This is a genomic window from Polaribacter sp. IC066 (assembly GCF_007997085.1).
GTDB lineage: Bacteria > Bacteroidota > Bacteroidia > Flavobacteriales > Flavobacteriaceae > Polaribacter.
In genome coordinates this window covers 15,565-31,128 of sequence record NZ_VORR01000026.1, presented here as the reverse complement: position 1 = coordinate 31,128, position 15,564 = coordinate 15,565, and the positions used below count along the sequence as shown (strand labels likewise).

Annotated in this window: 17 protein-coding genes; 13 read left to right on the top strand and 4 right to left on the bottom strand. The window is 31.8% G+C overall.

What is annotated here, in order from left to right; translation table 11 throughout:
* Positions 1–44: 44 nt before the first annotated feature.
* The gene (locus ES044_RS10275) at positions 45–818 is read right to left on the bottom strand and encodes a GLPGLI family protein (protein ID WP_147119257.1); all 774 of its coding nucleotides are present in this window, start codon (positions 816–818) and stop codon (positions 45–47) included.
* Between the two features lie 79 nt (positions 819–897).
* Complete coding sequence (locus ES044_RS10270; RefSeq protein ID WP_147119255.1) at positions 898–1,152, bottom strand: hypothetical protein; 255 nt, start codon at positions 1,150–1,152, stop codon at positions 898–900.
* Positions 1,153–1,891: 739 nt separating this feature from the next.
* Between ES044_RS10270 and ricT the strand changes: the two genes are divergently transcribed.
* The 11 genes from ricT (at position 1,892) to ES044_RS10215 (ending at position 11,724) form a co-directional block, all read left to right on the top strand.
* The gene (gene ricT, locus ES044_RS10265) at positions 1,892–3,334 is read left to right on the top strand and encodes a regulatory iron-sulfur-containing complex subunit RicT (protein ID WP_147119253.1); all 1,443 of its coding nucleotides are present in this window, start codon (positions 1,892–1,894) and stop codon (positions 3,332–3,334) included.
* Positions 3,309–3,809, top strand: coding sequence for a gliding motility lipoprotein GldH (locus tag ES044_RS10260; protein WP_147119251.1), 501 nt, complete (start codon positions 3,309–3,311; stop codon positions 3,807–3,809). Before ricT ends, ES044_RS10260 begins: the two co-directional genes overlap by 26 nt.
* A gap of 2 nt (positions 3,810–3,811) precedes the next feature.
* Positions 3,812–6,094, top strand: a complete 2,283-nt coding sequence (locus tag ES044_RS10255) for a transglycosylase domain-containing protein (protein WP_147119249.1) — start codon at positions 3,812–3,814, stop codon at positions 6,092–6,094.
* 88 nt (positions 6,095–6,182) lie between these two features.
* A complete protein-coding gene (locus ES044_RS10250) occupies positions 6,183–6,884 on the top strand; it encodes a CoA transferase subunit A (RefSeq protein WP_147119246.1) in 702 nt (233 codons plus the stop codon).
* Positions 6,885–6,911: 27 nt separating this feature from the next.
* Complete coding sequence (locus ES044_RS10245) at positions 6,912–7,262, top strand: four helix bundle protein (RefSeq protein WP_147119244.1); 351 nt, start codon at positions 6,912–6,914, stop codon at positions 7,260–7,262.
* 35 nt (positions 7,263–7,297) lie between these two features.
* Complete coding sequence (locus ES044_RS10240) at positions 7,298–7,951, top strand: 3-oxoacid CoA-transferase subunit B (protein WP_147119243.1); 654 nt, start codon at positions 7,298–7,300, stop codon at positions 7,949–7,951.
* Positions 7,952–8,015: 64 nt separating this feature from the next.
* On the top strand, positions 8,016–8,246 hold the full coding sequence (locus ES044_RS10235; RefSeq protein WP_147119241.1) for a hypothetical protein: 231 nt from the start codon (positions 8,016–8,018) through the stop codon (positions 8,244–8,246).
* A 9-nt stretch (positions 8,247–8,255) separates the two neighbouring features.
* Positions 8,256–8,483, top strand: a complete 228-nt coding sequence (locus ES044_RS10230; protein WP_147119239.1) for a hypothetical protein — start codon at positions 8,256–8,258, stop codon at positions 8,481–8,483.
* A gap of 46 nt (positions 8,484–8,529) precedes the next feature.
* On the top strand, positions 8,530–9,291 hold the full coding sequence (locus ES044_RS10225; protein ID WP_147119238.1) for an exodeoxyribonuclease III: 762 nt from the start codon (positions 8,530–8,532) through the stop codon (positions 9,289–9,291).
* A 5-nt stretch (positions 9,292–9,296) separates the two neighbouring features.
* Positions 9,297–10,607 carry a lytic transglycosylase domain-containing protein gene (locus tag ES044_RS10220; RefSeq protein ID WP_147119236.1) on the top strand — a complete coding sequence of 437 codons (1,311 nt, stop codon included), beginning with the start codon at positions 9,297–9,299 and terminating at the stop codon, positions 10,605–10,607.
* Positions 10,608–10,743: 136 nt separating this feature from the next.
* On the top strand, positions 10,744–11,724 hold the full coding sequence (locus tag ES044_RS10215) for a DUF4837 family protein (protein WP_147119234.1): 981 nt from the start codon (positions 10,744–10,746) through the stop codon (positions 11,722–11,724).
* Positions 11,725–12,462: 738 nt separating this feature from the next.
* Here ES044_RS10215 and trpS read toward each other — a convergent pair.
* Positions 12,463–13,431 carry a tryptophan--tRNA ligase gene (trpS, locus tag ES044_RS10210; RefSeq protein WP_147119232.1) on the bottom strand — a complete coding sequence of 323 codons (969 nt, stop codon included), beginning with the start codon at positions 13,429–13,431 and terminating at the stop codon, positions 12,463–12,465.
* A 203-nt stretch (positions 13,432–13,634) separates the two neighbouring features.
* Between trpS and ES044_RS10205 the strand changes: the two genes are divergently transcribed.
* Together ES044_RS10205 and trhA are read left to right on the top strand one after the other, a co-directional pair.
* Positions 13,635–14,426 carry a lysophospholipid acyltransferase family protein gene (locus tag ES044_RS10205; RefSeq protein ID WP_147119231.1) on the top strand — a complete coding sequence of 264 codons (792 nt, stop codon included), beginning with the start codon at positions 13,635–13,637 and terminating at the stop codon, positions 14,424–14,426.
* A complete protein-coding gene (trhA, locus tag ES044_RS10200) occupies positions 14,398–15,036 on the top strand; it encodes a PAQR family membrane homeostasis protein TrhA (RefSeq protein WP_147119230.1) in 639 nt (212 codons plus the stop codon). Before ES044_RS10205 ends, trhA begins: the two co-directional genes overlap by 29 nt.
* 2 nt (positions 15,037–15,038) lie before the next feature.
* Here the strand turns inward: trhA and ES044_RS10195 are convergent, their stop codons facing one another.
* The gene (locus ES044_RS10195; RefSeq protein WP_147119228.1) at positions 15,039–15,509 is read right to left on the bottom strand and encodes a CYTH domain-containing protein; all 471 of its coding nucleotides are present in this window, start codon (positions 15,507–15,509) and stop codon (positions 15,039–15,041) included.
* Positions 15,510–15,564 lie beyond the last annotated feature (55 nt).

The window sequence follows — 15,564 nt, the reverse complement described above, 5'->3', positions numbered from 1 at the left end:
AAAATAATCTTATAATTGATCTATTCTTTTTAGTAAGTTTAGTTTTAATCAAATATTTCAAGAATTGAATTATTACAATCTTCGCAGTTTTTATCTCTTTTAATAGGTTTTGATCCTTTAGGCTGTTTGCTAGATAATTTTTTAAAAAAAAGATCTTTTATTTTTTCTTTCTTCATTAAATAACTCTCAATATTTATAGCGTTTTCTATTTCTTTGGTAGGTAGTATTACTCTTAATGGTAGTTTGTTATTAATGATTATTTTTTTAGTAGTTATATGAAAAACATAATTTTCTTCATAAAATTCTAATATAATTCCCGGTAAGTTTCTCGCTTTCCAAGGCCCAAAAGGTATAGGTATATTAGGCGCATACCAAGCAAAATATGTTCTACCTCTAAAATTAACAGTTGCTTTTTTACATTCAAAATTACCAATTTTTTTTGTTTTATTTATCAGTTTCCATTCAGGGAAGTCTGGCTTCTCATGAACAGTAAAGATTTGGTCAGAAAAATTATCTCTAAAATAAAACTCACTTTTTGTATTGTAAAAATATTTTGGTGTTTTATTTTTTCTTCCAACAACATTTATAGTTGAGATACCATTATCATCATTAGAAGTGGTTTGATAGTTCTCTTTTTCTTGAATATTTATTTCTTCGCTGTAAGACCAGTTTCTGGTAAAAACTAATTCGTATTTTTCTGTAAATTCAAAACCGAAATTAGTAACTTGTTCATATGTGATTTTACCATAATAATTATTCTTTTGTGTAAAAATATTTAAACAATAGAAGAAAAATAGTATTGATATAAAATGTCTCATTGTTTTAATTTCAAAAATCAGCTCCAGATTATTTATTTTTGGAGCTGATTATAATTAAATTTTAGTTTTTTTAAGATGATTAAATTTTTGTTAAAACACCCTTGTCATCTTTGTTGCATTTGCCACGGGTCCATTCCCCACAAGTCTTGCTCCCATCGCCATAGACCAGACAAGTTCTCCATTTACAATTTACTTCTCCCGTAAATGGAATATCATCAATTATTTGAATTTCAATGATACTAGATTCATTTGTATAAACACTATTACTATTACTTTCAGAAAAACTCATTAGAGTAAGACTTACCACTGCAATTAAAAGAAAAATTTTTTTCATTATAAATATTTTTAAAATTATTCATTTAAGTTAAAAAACGTATAATACACGTTCAAAAAAACATCCAAGAATATCTTCTTGGTTAAGGTCTAAAAAAATGTAAAAAAGAATGTGCGCAATTTGTTATAAACATTCTTCTTTTTGCTAGCAAGTTTCTGTAAAGGTTTGATCAGAACTTTTATATAAACAGTTAAATACACATAAAAAAAAGGGAACTAGCAAAGAAAAAACTACCTTTTTACAAAAACTGCGTAAAGACACAGTTAAAATTAGTAATATTTTACGTTTTATTGCTTTTTGTTGCAGTTTTTACAAAATAATATTGTTTTTGATTTTTTAAGTTAGCTTTTTTTAATTGAAGGAAAAGCAATATTTTTTTAAAAATAAATAAGTAAATATTTGAAGTTTAAGCAATAATTTGTTAAAAAACACAAATTTTACACGAATTCTAATCCAACCCCTGCAAATTCTAAAGAGAACAAAAGTCAATCAAACATTAAAACTATATTTGTTCTGTAATTAGGTACAAAAGTAGTTCAGATAACTTTCGTCAACCTATTTTGTCATTCTTTGAGAATACGTATATTTACGGATTAAGGAAAATTAGATGGTGTTTTTATATCAATCTGATAATCAAATTATAAATCAGACGTTTTTAAATTTTTAAAAGTTGTTTTTGCATTGTTTATACTTAAAACAAACTACGAAGAATTAAAAACTGACAAAAATATATACGCATATGGCATGTGGAAGTTGTGGTACAACAGAAAATGGCGTACCAAAAGGTTGTAAAAGTAACGGTAATTGTGGATCAGGAAGTTGTGGAAGTGGTAGTGAAAAACTAGCGGTTTTTGATTGGCTTTCTAATATGACATTACCAAGTGGGCAAGAGCGTTTCAATATTTTTGAAGTGCGTTTTAAAAATGGACGGAAACATTTTTTTAAAAATGTAGACAATTTACCCATTATTATGGGCGATATTATTGCGGTAGAAGGTTCGCCAGGGCATGATATTGGCACCGTTTCTTTAGCAGGAGAATTGGTGAAGGTGCAAATGAAAAAGCACAAAATTACTGAAGATCATGAAGAAGTAAAGAAAATATACAGAAAAGCAAGTCAAAGAGATATTGATATTTGGCAAGCGGCAAGAGCTAAAGAAGCAGAAACACAAAAAAAAGGTAGAGAAATTCTTGGGCGTTTAGGTTTGCAAATGAAACTTTCTGATGTAGAATATCAAGGAGACGGTAATAAAGCTACTTTTTATTATACGGCAGATGCACGGGTAGATTTTAGACAGTTAATTAGAGATTTAGCAGGTGCTTTTTCTATTCGAGTAGAAATGAAACAGGTTGGTGCAAGGCAAGAGGCGGCAAGATTAGGAGGTATTGGTTCTTGTGGTAGAGAATTATGTTGCTCTACTTGGTTAACGGATTTCAGAAAAGTAAGTACTTCTGCGGCACGTTATCAGCAATTATCACTAAACCCACTAAAATTAGCTGGGCAATGTGGTAAGTTAAAATGCTGTTTAAACTATGAGTTAGACTCCTATTTAGATGCACTTAAATCTTTTCCGAAACAAGATTTAGTCTTAAACACAGAAAAAGGAGAGGCTGTTTTTATAAAGATGGATATTTTTAAAAGACACCTTTGGTACACCTATAAAACAGAGCGTTTTAAGTGGTTTAGGTTAACGTTAGAGCAGGTTCAAGAAATTATTGAATTGAATAAAAATAACGAGAAATCTATTTCTTTAGAAGAATATGAATCTGAAATAGAAATACCAGAAACGGTAAGTTTCGAGGATGCAGTTGGGCAAGATAGCTTAACACGTTTTGATGCACCAAAGAATAGTAAAAGAAGAAATAATAGAAATAAAAAGAAAAAGCCGGTTGCGGTAGGCGCAAGTCAAACAACAGAGGCTCCTCAAAAGCAGCAGCCAAAGAGAAGACCAAAGCCAAACCCGAATCAAAAAGTTAATCCAAACCAAAAGCCGAAGCCGAAGCCGAATCCAAATCAAAAAGCAAGGGTAACCCCAAAGCCAAAAGGAACGACAAATCCGAAATCAGAAGCAAAACCAAATACACCAAAAGCTGCGGGTAATTCAGAGAGTAAACCAAAGAAAAACAATAGAAATAGAACTATTAATAGGCCTAAAAATGGAGAGAATCCTCAAGAAAAATAATATTTTTATTTTTTTGATCATATTTATTTTCTTGATTTCTTGTGCCGATAAAATAGAATTTACAAAATTTAAATCGGTGCAAGATGCTTCTTGGCAGGCGCATAATAATGTTTCTTTTGAGTTTGATATTGTAGACACTATTACCGCTAAAAATTTGTTTATTCATATTAGAAATAATAGTGCGTACAGGTTTAGTAATTTATATGTTATTACAGCGTTGTATTTTCCGAACGGAAATAAAGTGGTTGATACCTTACAATATGAAATGGCAGATGCTACTGGTACATATTTAGGAAGAGGTTTTACAGAGATTAAAGAAAATAAATTATTTTACAAAGAAGAAAAAGTATTTCCTGCAAACGGGAAATATATGCTAAATATTAGGCATGCAATGCGGAAAAGCGGAGAAGTAGCAACGATTCCTTTTTTAGAAGGTGTGCAAGATGTAGGTTTTAGTATAGAAAAAATAGAATAAAAATGACAAAGAAAGGAGCAACAAGTTTTAAGAAATATATAATTTGGTTTTGGGGAATCGTTTTAGGTGGATTCCTTGGGCTGGTTGGGCTCTTTTTTATTGCCTCAATAGATGGTTTCGGAGTATTGCCAACTTTTGAAGAATTAGAAAATCCGCAGACTAATTTAGCAACAGAAGTTATTTCTGCCGATGGCGTTACTATTGGTAAATACGCCAAAGAAAATAGAACACCGGTGCATTTTAGAGAGTTGCCAGAAAATTTGGTAAACGCATTAGTTGCTACAGAAGACGAGCGTTTTTATGAACATACAGGCATTGATTTTCAAGGTTTGGCAAGGGCTATTTTAAAACCAGGAAGCGGTGGTGCGAGTACAATTACACAGCAATTAGCTAAAATGTTGTTTACAGGAGAGCCTTCTAGAAATATTTTTAAAAGAATTGGGCAAAAAATGAAGGAATATGTGGTTGCTACTAAATTAGAGTCGCAGTATACCAAACAAGAAGTTATTGCCATGTATTTAAATAAATACGATTTTCTAAATCAGGCAGTGGGTATTCGTTCTGCGGCAAGAATTTATTTTGGTAAAGAACCTAAAGATTTAGAAGTGCAGGAATCGGCCATGCTGGTAGGGATGCTTAAAAATTCTTCTTATTTTAACCCTTTAAGAAGAGAGGATAAAGTAAAACAAAGAAGAAATGTTGTTTTATTACAAATGTCTAAAAACAACTTTATTACCGAAGCAGAAAAAATTAATTTGCAACAGTTACCTTTAAACATTAATTATACTCCAGAAAGTCATGATGAGGGCTATGCAACCTATTTTAGAGCTCATTTACAGAAAATGATGCGCAAATGGGTACAAAATAATCCAAAACCAAACGGCGAAGAATATGATATTTTTAGTGATGGTTTAAAAATTTATGTAACCATAGATTCTAGGATGCAAAAATATGCAGAACAAGCGGTTTCAGAGCACATGGCAAATTTGCAATCGTATTTTTTTGAAGAACAAAAAAGAAATAGAATAGCACCTTTTTATGATCTAGAAAAAAGTCAAATAGAAGGTATTTATGAACGCGCTAAAAAAAGATCAGAAAGATACAGACGTTTAAAGCAAGTAGGTAAATCATCCAAAGAAATAGATAAAATCTTCAACACAAAAACGGCTATGAAAGTTTTTTCTTGGAAGGGAGATCGAGACACTATAATGTCTCCGAATGATTCTCTTAAATATTACAAACATTTTTTACGTTCAGGATTATTATCCATAGAGCCACAAACGGGTCATATAAAAGCGTGGGTGGGCGGTATCGATAGCAAGCATTTTAAGTATGATGCCGTAGCGCAACAAAAAAGACAAGTAGGTTCTACGTTTAAACCTTTTGTGTATGCAACAGCAATTAACCAGTTAAGGATGTCTCCTTGTGATATGTTACCAAATATTCGATATACAATTCCGAAAGGAAAATATGGAATTCCTGAAGCTTGGACGCCAGATAATTCTAGTAATAAATATGGAGGAATGGTAACTTTAAAAGATGGATTAGCGGGCTCTATCAATACAATTTCTGTGAATTTAATAGATAAAGTTGCGCCCATAAATGTAGTGCGTTTGGCAAAAGCTGCGGGTATTGAAACTGTAATGAAACCAAATCCTTCTATTGCTTTAGGTGCGGTAGATTTATCTTTATTTGAAATGGTAAGTGCGTATAGCACATTTGCAAATAAGGGTTTACGTGTAAGTCCGATGATTATTACAAGAATTGAGGATAAAAACGGAACTGTTTTAAAGAATTTTGTTCCTCAAACTCAAGAGGTGTTAAGTGAAGAGTCTGCTTATGTAATCTTAAATTTATTAGAAGGCGTAACAGCGTCTGGTTCAGGAATTAGATTGCGTTCTAAATGGACTTCAGGCGGAAAAGTAGTTACTGGGTTTCCGTACGAATTTGACAATGCAATTGCTGGTAAAACAGGAACTACACAAAATCAATCTGATGGTTGGTTTATGGGGATTGTACCCAATTTAGCAACCGGGGTTTGGACAGGTGGTGAAGATAGAGCAACCCATTTTGCAGGGATTACAAAAGGGCAAGGTGCCACAATGTCTTTGCCTACTTGGGCGTTATTTATGAAAAAATGTTATGCAGATAAAACACTCAATATTAGTAAAGAAGATTTTGAAAAACCAGAAGATTTATCTATCAATATAAACTGTGATGAAAAAGATGGCGAGGAAGGAAAAGAAATTAAAAAGACATTTTTAGAAGAAGATATAGATTTCTAATAAACTTTTTTATGCTGAACACGTTTTTGCAGAATAGTCTTTCAGTATTTAGGTAGCTAATAATTACAAACAACTCATTTAATGTATTATGATCAATAAAAAAGTAAAAAACGTACAAGAAGCCTTAATCGGTGTTAAAAGTGGAATGACTTTTATGTTAGGTGGTTTTGGTTTGTGTGGCATACCTGAAAACGCAATTTCAGAATTGGTACAATTAGATGTTAGAGAGGTTACTTGTATTTCTAACAATGCGGGTGTAGACGGTTTTGGTTTGGGTTTATTGCTTCAAAATAAGCAAATTAAAAAAATGATTTCTTCTTATGTGGGCGAAAATGACGAGTTTGAACGTCAAATGTTGTCTGGAGAATTAGAAGTAGAATTAACACCACAAGGTACTTTAGCAGAAAAATGTAGAGCTGCACAAGCTGGTTTTCCTGCATTTTACACTCCTGCAGGCTTCGGAACAGAAGTAGCAGAAGGAAAAGAAACAAGAGATTTTGAGGGTAAAATGCATGTTTTAGAACCTGCTTTTAAAGCCGATTTTGCTTTTGTAAAAGCATGGAAAGGTGATGCCGCCGGAAATTTAATTTTTAAAGGAACTGCAAGAAACTTTAACGCAAATATGTGCGGCGCGGCAACAATTACCGTTGCAGAAGTTGAGGAGCTAGTGCCTGTTGGCGAGCTAGATCCAAATAATGTTCATATTCCAGGAATCTTTGTGCAGCGTATTTTTCAAGGCGTCAACTACGAGAAAAGAATTGAGCAGCGAACGGTGCGCATACGCAATTAATCAATGTAACAATTTAAAAATGTAGCAATAAAAAATCCTGTAGTAGACAAATCAATAGAAGTTGCATTATTAATAATTGAATATTGTGAAGAGCTGGAGGCAGGCAGAAAATATGTGATTTCTCGCCAACTTTTAAAATCAGGAACAAGTATAGGAGCAAATGTTCATGAAGCTCAAAATGCAGAAAGTAAAGCAGATTTTATACATAAAATAAAAATTGCTACCAAAGAACTAGAGGAAACCAAATATTGGTTGGTTTTATGTAAAAAATCAAAGTCATATCCAAATCATTTAGATTTAAGTAAAAAAGTACATGAATTAGGATTGATTTTATATAAAATATTAAGTACAAGTATTAAATCTCTAAAGCAGAATTGATACATTGTTAAATTATTTAATTGGTACATTAAATTATGTTAGACAAAAACGGAATAGCAAAAAGAATTGCACAAGAAGTTCAAAACGGATTTTACGTAAACTTAGGGATTGGTATTCCGACGTTGGTTGCAAATTACGTGAGAGAGGATATTGAAGTTGAATTTCAATCTGAAAATGGTGTTTTAGGAATGGGCCCTTTTCCTTTTGAAGGCGAAGAAGACGCAGACATTATAAATGCAGGCAAGCAAACGATTACGACAATGCCTGGAGCAAGTTTTTTTGATTCTTCAATGAGTTTTTCCATGATTCGTGGTAAACATGTGCAGCTTACAATTTTGGGAGCCATGGAAGTTTCTCAAAACGGAGATATCGCTAACTGGAAAATTCCGGGAAAAATGGTGAAAGGAATGGGGGGTGCGATGGATTTAGTAGCATCCGCAGAAAATATTATTGTAGCCATGATGCACACTAATAAAAAAGGCGAATCTAAAATATTAAAACACTGCTCTTTGCCCTTAACGGGTGTGGGGTGCGTAACTAAAGTAGTTACTAATTTAGCGGTTTTAGAAGTAAAAAACAATGTTTTTCACTTGCTAGAAAGAGCACCAGGTGTTTCTGTAGAAGAAATTCAAAATGCTACTGAAGGTACGTTGGTTGTCGATGGAGAAATCCCAGAAATGGATATTTAGTTTTAGTTTAGACCCCACAGGTTTTTTAAACCTGTGAGGTCTATTTACATAAAAATACTACAGAATGAAATTATTTAAAAAAACATACTGGTTAATTTACCCAATTCTTTTTACAGTTTTATTTTTACTGATTAAAAATTTTGAAATCATTAACAATACTGGCTTACAAATTTTAGTCTCAACGCCAATAACTTATGTGTTATCACCAAAAGCTAAAATTGTTCAAAAACAGCATGGGGAAGAAGAACAAATAAAATGGTTGTTTTTTAAAAAAGTAATTAATCATAAAATATAATTTTTTATAATGGAGTATTTAGCAAAGAGACCTTTTATCGTCATATTTATACTGACAGTTACTTTTATTTTTCTTTTTGGTTTTGTGTTCGGAATAGAAAATTCAATGATACAAGGCGGTGTCTCTGCAGTTTTAGCTGTTTTCTTATCACCAAGAAAAAAGAAATTTACAACACAAACGGGGGAGAAAACTGAAATAACTTGGATTTTTCTAAAGAAACCAATAATTATAGATTAACTAAAGCACAAGAGTGTTTTCCTTTCGGGGAAATTAAAAAGGGCTAATGAAAATAATATCATACAACGTAAACGGAATTAGAGCAGCTTTAAAAAAGGGCTTTATCGATTGGTTAAAAGTGGCAAATCCAGATGTGATTTGCATTCAAGAAACCAAAGCGCACAAAGAACAATTAGATCTTACCGAATTTGAAAATGCAGGCTATCCATACCATTATTGGTTTTCTGCACAAAAAAAAGGCTATTCTTCAGTAGCTATTTTTTGTAAAGAAAAACCAAATCATATTGAGTACGGAACAGGTATAGAAACCATGGATTTTGAAGGTAGAAATTTACGTGTAGATTTTGATAACGTTTCTGTAATGAGCCTATATCTTCCTTCGGGCTCTAATTTAGATAGACTCAATTTTAAGCTAAATTATATGGATGAATTTCAAGAATACATCAATAATTTAAAGCAAGAAATTCCGAATTTAGTAATTTGTGGAGACTATAATATTTGTCATGAAGAAATAGATATTCACAATCCAAAAATGAAAAACGTATCAGGTTTTTTACCAGAAGAAAGAAGCTGGATGAGCGATTTTATCAACAGTGGCTTTATAGATAGTTTTAGACATTTAAATCAAGAAGTACAGCAATTCTCTTGGTGGAGTTATAGGGCCAATTCTAGAAATAATAATAAAGGTTGGCGTTTAGATTATGCCATGGTTTCTGCACCCTTAAAAGAAAAAATTTCTAGAGCGTATATTTTAACAGAAGCCAAACATTCAGATCATTGTCCTGTTGCATTAGAACTACAGCTATAAAATTTATGAGGTTATTTTTAATATGTTTTTTGGTTAGCATTTCTGTGTTTTCTCAAGAACAAAAAGACAGTATTGCAATTGTTAAAATAGACAGCTTACGCAGTGTAAGTGACACGATAAAACAAGCTGTAATAAAAAATTTTTATTCAGATCAAGACTTAAAAATTATTGATAGTTTATTGGTGAATCAAAAATTTAATTCAGCATTAATAGACACTTTAGAGTATGTAATTAATGATAAAGACATTATAGACAATTCTATACAAACCTTAACATCTGCTTTATTAAAAAATAGATTGGCTGTACTAAATGAAAATACCCCTTTTAATTTAGCGTACAATCCTGCATTAGAAAAAGTAATTAATAGTTATTTGGTATATCGCAAAAAATACTATCCTGCTTTAATGGCAAAAGCTAAATATTATTTTCCGATGTTCGAGCAACATTTAGATCAATATGATATTCCATTAGAAATGAAGTATTTATCTATTGTAGAATCCGCTTTAAAACCAAGGGCAAGATCTGGTATGGGTGCATCTGGTTTGTGGCAATTTATGTATGGTACGGGTAAAGAATTCGATTTAAAGGTAAGTTCTTATGTCGATGAAAGATACGATCCTGTAAAAGCAACAATAGCCGCCTGTAAATACTTAAGCCAATTGTACGGTGTATTTGGTGATTGGGATTTGGCTTTAGCCGCCTATAATTCTGGGCCAGGAAATGTAAGAAAAGCCATAAAACGTTCTGGTGGTTATCGTAATTATTGGAATATTAGACCCTATTTACCAAGAGAAACAGCGGGTTATGTACCGGCTTTTTATGCAACTATGTATATTTTTGAATATGCAAAAGAGCATAATATTTATGCAGACCTACCAGAATATTTTAATTTTCAGACCGATACAGTTCATGTAAAAAGAACGATTAGTTTTGATCAAATTTCAGAAATTATAAATGTTGATGAAAAAGTATTAGCGCATCTAAATCCTTCTTATAAACTAGATATTATTCCTTATTTAAAGGATAAAAATTATGTAGTAAGATTGCCAAGTAGCAAGGTTGTCGAGTTTTTAGAGAAGGAAAAAGAATTATATGAGCTCGCAAACGCAGATGATGCCAAAAGAGAAAAACCCTTGCCGAAATACTTCGAAATGGATCAGCGTATTCGTTACAAAGTTAAAAGTGGTGATTATTTAGGTAAAATTGCCAATAAATTTGGTGTGAGAGTAAGCAGTATAAAAAGTTGGAATAGATTGAAAAGCAGCAGCTTAAAAATTGGGCAACGGTTGTATATTTATCCCAAAAAACTTCCTTAAACATAAATAGTTGAAAAATATAGCTAAAAAAGGTTCCTTTCAGCAATTTCTTTAAAAAATGTAATAAACGGAACAATTTTTGGTACATGAGAATTAAATGATCAAGAACCAACTTAAAATTTTAAAACTAAAATACATGAAAAAAATATTTTTAGCTATATGTAGTACCATTCTATTAATTTCTTGTGTTGGTAACGACAAAATGATTGTTAGAGGCTCTATTGGTAAGATAAATAAAGTAATGGTTATTGCTAAAATTAGCGATTGGACAGGAGATGTAGGAAAAGAAGTTCGGAATTCTTTTGGCGAATTAATGGTGGGTTTACCACAGCCAGAGCCAATATTATCGGTCTCTCAAGTAGCGCCAAGCGGATTTAGTTCTATGATGAAAGCGAGCAGAAATATTCTAGTTATTTCTGAAGGCGTAGATAATTTTTCTGTAAAAAATAATGTGTACGCACAACCGCAAACCATTATTTATGTGCAAGCAAAAGATGACGCAGGCATTATTAAAATATTACAAGATCGAAAGAATGAAATTAAAAAAATATTTTTAGATGCAGACGTTCAGTTTACTCAAAACATTTTTGAAAAAGATAAACTAGACGATTCACAATTTAAAACACTGCAAAATTTAGGGCTTTCTCTTACCGTTCCGGATAAGTTTAAAATGGTAGATGATACAGGAGATTTTTTATGGCTTCGAAACCATTTAACAAGTGGTATTGCAAAATCTGGTAGCAATAATATTTTAGTATATACGGTTCCTTTATTAGATGAAACTCAAGTAGCAGACAGTATTGTATCGGTTAGAAATAAAATAGGTAAAAAACACATACCTGGTTCTAAACCAGAAACAATGCACATGATTACAGAAGAAGCCTATACACCCTTTACATTTGATGTAGAGGTTGATGGAAAAAAAGCGTTTGAAACTCGTGGTAAATGGGAAGTAAAAAATGATTTTATGGCAGGACCTTTTGTAAACTATACCATTATTGATAAAAAAAATAATAGACTTGTTGTGGTGGAGGGGTTTACGTACGCACCCTCTGTAAATAAAAGAGCTTTTCTTTTTGAGCTAGAGGCAATTGCAAAGTCGATTAAAATTAAATAGAATTTAAACATTTTTAAAAACGGTAAAAGTGAAAGATTTTGCCGTTTTTTATGCTTTTTCGCACAATAATTATGTTAAAACCACTTATAATCCAAAATACTCAATAAGGTTATTCTTATAAAATTGGTTATGTGTGCTACTTTTAACAATTTATTGCTTTAAATCATCTTTCACAAAAGCAGGTAACAAAATCTTTAGTGTTGTAAGGTTTTCAAAACTTTATGTTTATAAAATTGTTTTATGTTTGCCTATATTTTTCTGATGGCTTTAGTTTTAAGGTACAAGGAGAAATTCTTAATAATTTTATAATATCTGCGCAACTCATAATTTCTTGTAGAATGAAACCCTGTATTATCGGTCATTATTACTGTAAGCTCTTCAGTTTTGTGTTTTGAGAATTTATACAAATAGGTATAAAATATTTCGCCTTTTTACCTCCTATTTCGTTTATAAAATAGTCTACATGTAGAGGTGAAAAACTTCTGTACAGACAGCTTTTTTAAAAACATATTGGTTTAAAATGATAAATTTTATAACGGTTTCTGTTAAATATATACCTGTCTGTGTTATGCGGTCAATGCTGCTTTCTTCTTGAAAATAAAAGTTTACACTTTTTGCAGTATTTCTATGTATTTTGGGCTAATTTAATTTAGGTCCGTTGCAATATTTTTTAAACGGCTCAATGATTTTATCATTCTTGTATCGTGCGTCTTTATTAGTTTTTTATGATTATTGATGTTAATAACCAATTTTTGCCCTTACTCTTTTTAAAACATCATCTGCAACGCTAGTTGCTTTTTTTGCTCCAATAGCAAGCGCATCGTCAATTTCATGTTTGTTTGCCATAAAGTGATTATAACGCTCTCTAGTGATTGCAAATTTTTCTAAAATCAGCAGGTATAAAGCTTGTTTTGCATGTCCGTATCCATAATTACCTCCTTCATAATTTGCTCTCATTTCAATGATTTGCGCATCAGAAGCTAGTAGTTTATATAGTGCAAATACAGTATCGGTATCTGGGTTTTTTTTATCTTCTAGCGTTTTACTATCTGTCTGAATACCCATTATTTGTTTTCTCAATTTTTTATCTGACAAGAAAATATTAATAATATTATCTCTAGATTTACTCATTTTTCCGCCATCAGTTCCTGGAACTAATTTTACATGCTCCTGGATTTTTCCTTCCGGAACAACCAAGGTTTCACCAACAAGATGGTTGAATCTATTTGCAACATCACGTGCCATTTCTATATGCTGTAATTGGTCTTTTCCAACAGGAACAATTTCTGCATCATATAATAAAATATCAGCAGCCATTAACATGGGGTAGCTAAATAAACCAGAATTTACATCTTCTAATCGGTCTGATTTATCTTTAAAACTATGCGCTAATGTTAAACGTTGGTATGGAAAAAAACAACTTAAATACCAAGATAATTCGGTAACTTGGGGTACATTACTTTGCCTGTAAAAAATGGTTTTATGAATGTCTAAACCGCAAGCTAGCCAAGTTGCAGCAGTGCTGTAAGTGTTTTCTCTTAATACGTTTCCTTCTTTAATTTGTGTTAAAGAATGCATATCTGCAATAAATAAAAAAGCTTCATTTTTAGGGTCATTAGCCATTTCTATGGCTGGTAAAATTGCTCCTAACAAATTCCCTAAATGCGGCGTTCCTGTACTTTGTACCCCAGTTAAAATTCTAGACATAACATTATATATTTAAGCGCAGTTTGTGCAAGAATGAAACACTTAAACGCACTGCGAGCGCAAAAATAAGGTTTTGTTTAAGAAAACCAATCAAACAAAAGAATATTAGTATTTTTGGACGTTGTATAGAGTTTAAGAGTTGTAACTTTACGTTCTTTTTAAGCATCCATAATTAAAACAATACGATAACGTTTATCAATTCTGTGAAGTATTTTAAAATTCCTTTTCTTTTAATTTGGCGCATTTGGTTTTACATTTTAGTCGGCGTAAGTATCATTCTAATGATTCCGTTTTTATTGATTTTAACATCTAAAGACGCCTATTATCCTACATTTTGGAAAATGATAAGAATTTGGGCTAAAATGTTAATTTATGGGATGGGTTTTCGACTGCGAGTTATGGCTGATGAAGTTTTAGATCGAGATAAAAGTTATATGTTCTGCCCGAATCATAGCTCAATGATGGACCCTTTTGTGTTAATTGCATTAAGTAAAAATCCGATTGTTTTTGTAGGTAAGCAAGAGTTTGTTAGAATTCCGATTTTTGGTTTTTTCTATAAAAGAGTCGTTATTATGGTCGATAGAAGTAATCCTGAAAGTAGAAAAAATGTCTATGAAAGGGCTAAAAAGAAACTACAAGACGGAACAAGTATGGCAATTTTTCCTGAAGGCTTAGTGCCCACAGAAAACATTGTTTTGGCACCTTTTAGAAACGGAGCCTTTAGCCTGGCGATAGAGTTTGAAATTCCAATTGTACCCCAGATTTATTATGACTGTAAGCGTTTGTTTTCTTGGGATTTTTTTAAAGGAGGTCCCGGTATGTTTAGAGTACACCAATATAAATTTATAGAAACAAAAGGATTTACAAAAGAGGATATACCAACTTTAAAACAGCAGACTTTTGAGTTAATGGAAGCTGCTTTATTAGAGAATCACAAATACATGAAAGACACAAACAGACCCAATAATGAGCGAGAATTTAAATTACCTATATAGCGTAAAAGAAGAGAAATTAAATGTAATTTCTCATGGATTAGGGTTGGCATTAAGTGCCGTTGCTTTTCCTTTTTTAATCATTAAATCATTAAATTATGGTGATTTTTGGCAATCCGCCAGCTTTGTCATATATGGTTTAAGTATGCTTATCTTATATGCGGCATCTACTTTTTATCACGCAGCAAAAAATCCGAAGAAAAGAAGAAAGCTAAACATTTTAGATCATGCAGCAATTTACGTGTTAATTGCGGGTAGTTATTCGCCCTTTTGCTTGGTCGGTTTAAACTCTAACCTGGGTTGGTATATGTTTCTTTTTGTTTGGTTTTTTGCATTAACCGGTATTATTTTAAAACTTTTTTTTACAGGCAAATTCGGTAAAATTTCTACGGCAATGTACTTATTAATGGGTTGGCAAGTGATGTTTTTTATAAAACCATTAATGGAGAGTATTAGCGCATCAGGGTTTCAGTTTTTAATTGCGGGAGGTGTTTTTTATTCTATCGGAGCCGTTTTATACTCTATTAAGAAAATGCCTTATAACCATGCTATTTTTCATGTATTTGTGTTGCTAGGCAGTGGAAGCCATTTTATGGCGATTTATAATCTTTAAAATCACCATTTTTTAGAAGGATTTTTACTGAGTTTAGCGTTGTAGTATTTTTCATTACCAGTAACCTCTATACCTAACCAAGACGGTTTTTTAAAAGCTTCATGTTCTGAATTTAATTCTATTTCTGCCACAATTAAACCTTGGTTATCTCCATAAAACTCATCAACTTCAAAAATGTGCTTCTCATTTTTTATGTAAAACCGAGTTTTGTCAATAATAGCAGGTTCGCAAAGTAAAAGTAGCTGCTCACCTTCTGAGATGTCAATTTCTTTTTCCCATTCAAAACGCGTAGTACCTGTTTTATTAGAGGCTCCTTTAATCGTAATAAAAGCTTTAGTATCTGCAATTCTAATTCGTACAGTTCTGCTTTTATCAGAACTTAAATAGCCCTGTTTTATGGTTTTTTTTTGATAATATTCTTTTTTAAAAGCTTTGTTTTTTACAAGGAACTTTCTTTCAATTTCTAAAGGCATAAAATTTATTCATTTTGGTACTAATATACTTGTTTTTAGCGTTAGCTTAAAATAA

Excerpts from the sequence above, each read along its gene's own strand:
- ES044_RS10255 (WP_147119249.1), top strand. The coding sequence starts at position 3,812 with ATGACAAAGAAAGGAGCAACAAGTTTTAAGAAATATATAATTTGGTTT.
- ES044_RS10275 (WP_147119257.1), bottom strand. The coding sequence starts at position 818 with ATGAGACATTTTATATCAATACTATTTTTCTTCTATTGTTTAAATATT.
- ES044_RS10270 (WP_147119255.1), bottom strand. The coding sequence starts at position 1,152 with ATGAAAAAAATTTTTCTTTTAATTGCAGTGGTAAGTCTTACTCTAATG.
- ES044_RS10250 (WP_147119246.1), top strand. The coding sequence starts at position 6,183 with ATGATCAATAAAAAAGTAAAAAACGTACAAGAAGCCTTAATCGGTGTT.
- ES044_RS10215 (WP_147119234.1), top strand. The coding sequence starts at position 10,744 with ATGAAAAAAATATTTTTAGCTATATGTAGTACCATTCTATTAATTTCT.
- ES044_RS10240 (WP_147119243.1), top strand. The coding sequence starts at position 7,298 with ATGTTAGACAAAAACGGAATAGCAAAAAGAATTGCACAAGAAGTTCAA.
- ES044_RS10195 (WP_147119228.1), bottom strand. The coding sequence starts at position 15,509 with ATGCCTTTAGAAATTGAAAGAAAGTTCCTTGTAAAAAACAAAGCTTTT.
- ES044_RS10260 (WP_147119251.1), top strand. The coding sequence starts at position 3,309 with ATGGAGAGAATCCTCAAGAAAAATAATATTTTTATTTTTTTGATCATA.
- ricT (WP_147119253.1), top strand. The coding sequence starts at position 1,892 with ATGGCATGTGGAAGTTGTGGTACAACAGAAAATGGCGTACCAAAAGGT.
- ES044_RS10225 (WP_147119238.1), top strand. The coding sequence starts at position 8,530 with ATGAAAATAATATCATACAACGTAAACGGAATTAGAGCAGCTTTAAAA.
- trpS (WP_147119232.1), bottom strand. The coding sequence starts at position 13,431 with ATGTCTAGAATTTTAACTGGGGTACAAAGTACAGGAACGCCGCATTTA.
- ES044_RS10220 (WP_147119236.1), top strand. The coding sequence starts at position 9,297 with ATGAGGTTATTTTTAATATGTTTTTTGGTTAGCATTTCTGTGTTTTCT.
- trhA (WP_147119230.1), top strand. The coding sequence starts at position 14,398 with ATGAGCGAGAATTTAAATTACCTATATAGCGTAAAAGAAGAGAAATTA.
- ES044_RS10230 (WP_147119239.1), top strand. The coding sequence starts at position 8,256 with ATGGAGTATTTAGCAAAGAGACCTTTTATCGTCATATTTATACTGACA.
- ES044_RS10235 (WP_147119241.1), top strand. The coding sequence starts at position 8,016 with ATGAAATTATTTAAAAAAACATACTGGTTAATTTACCCAATTCTTTTT.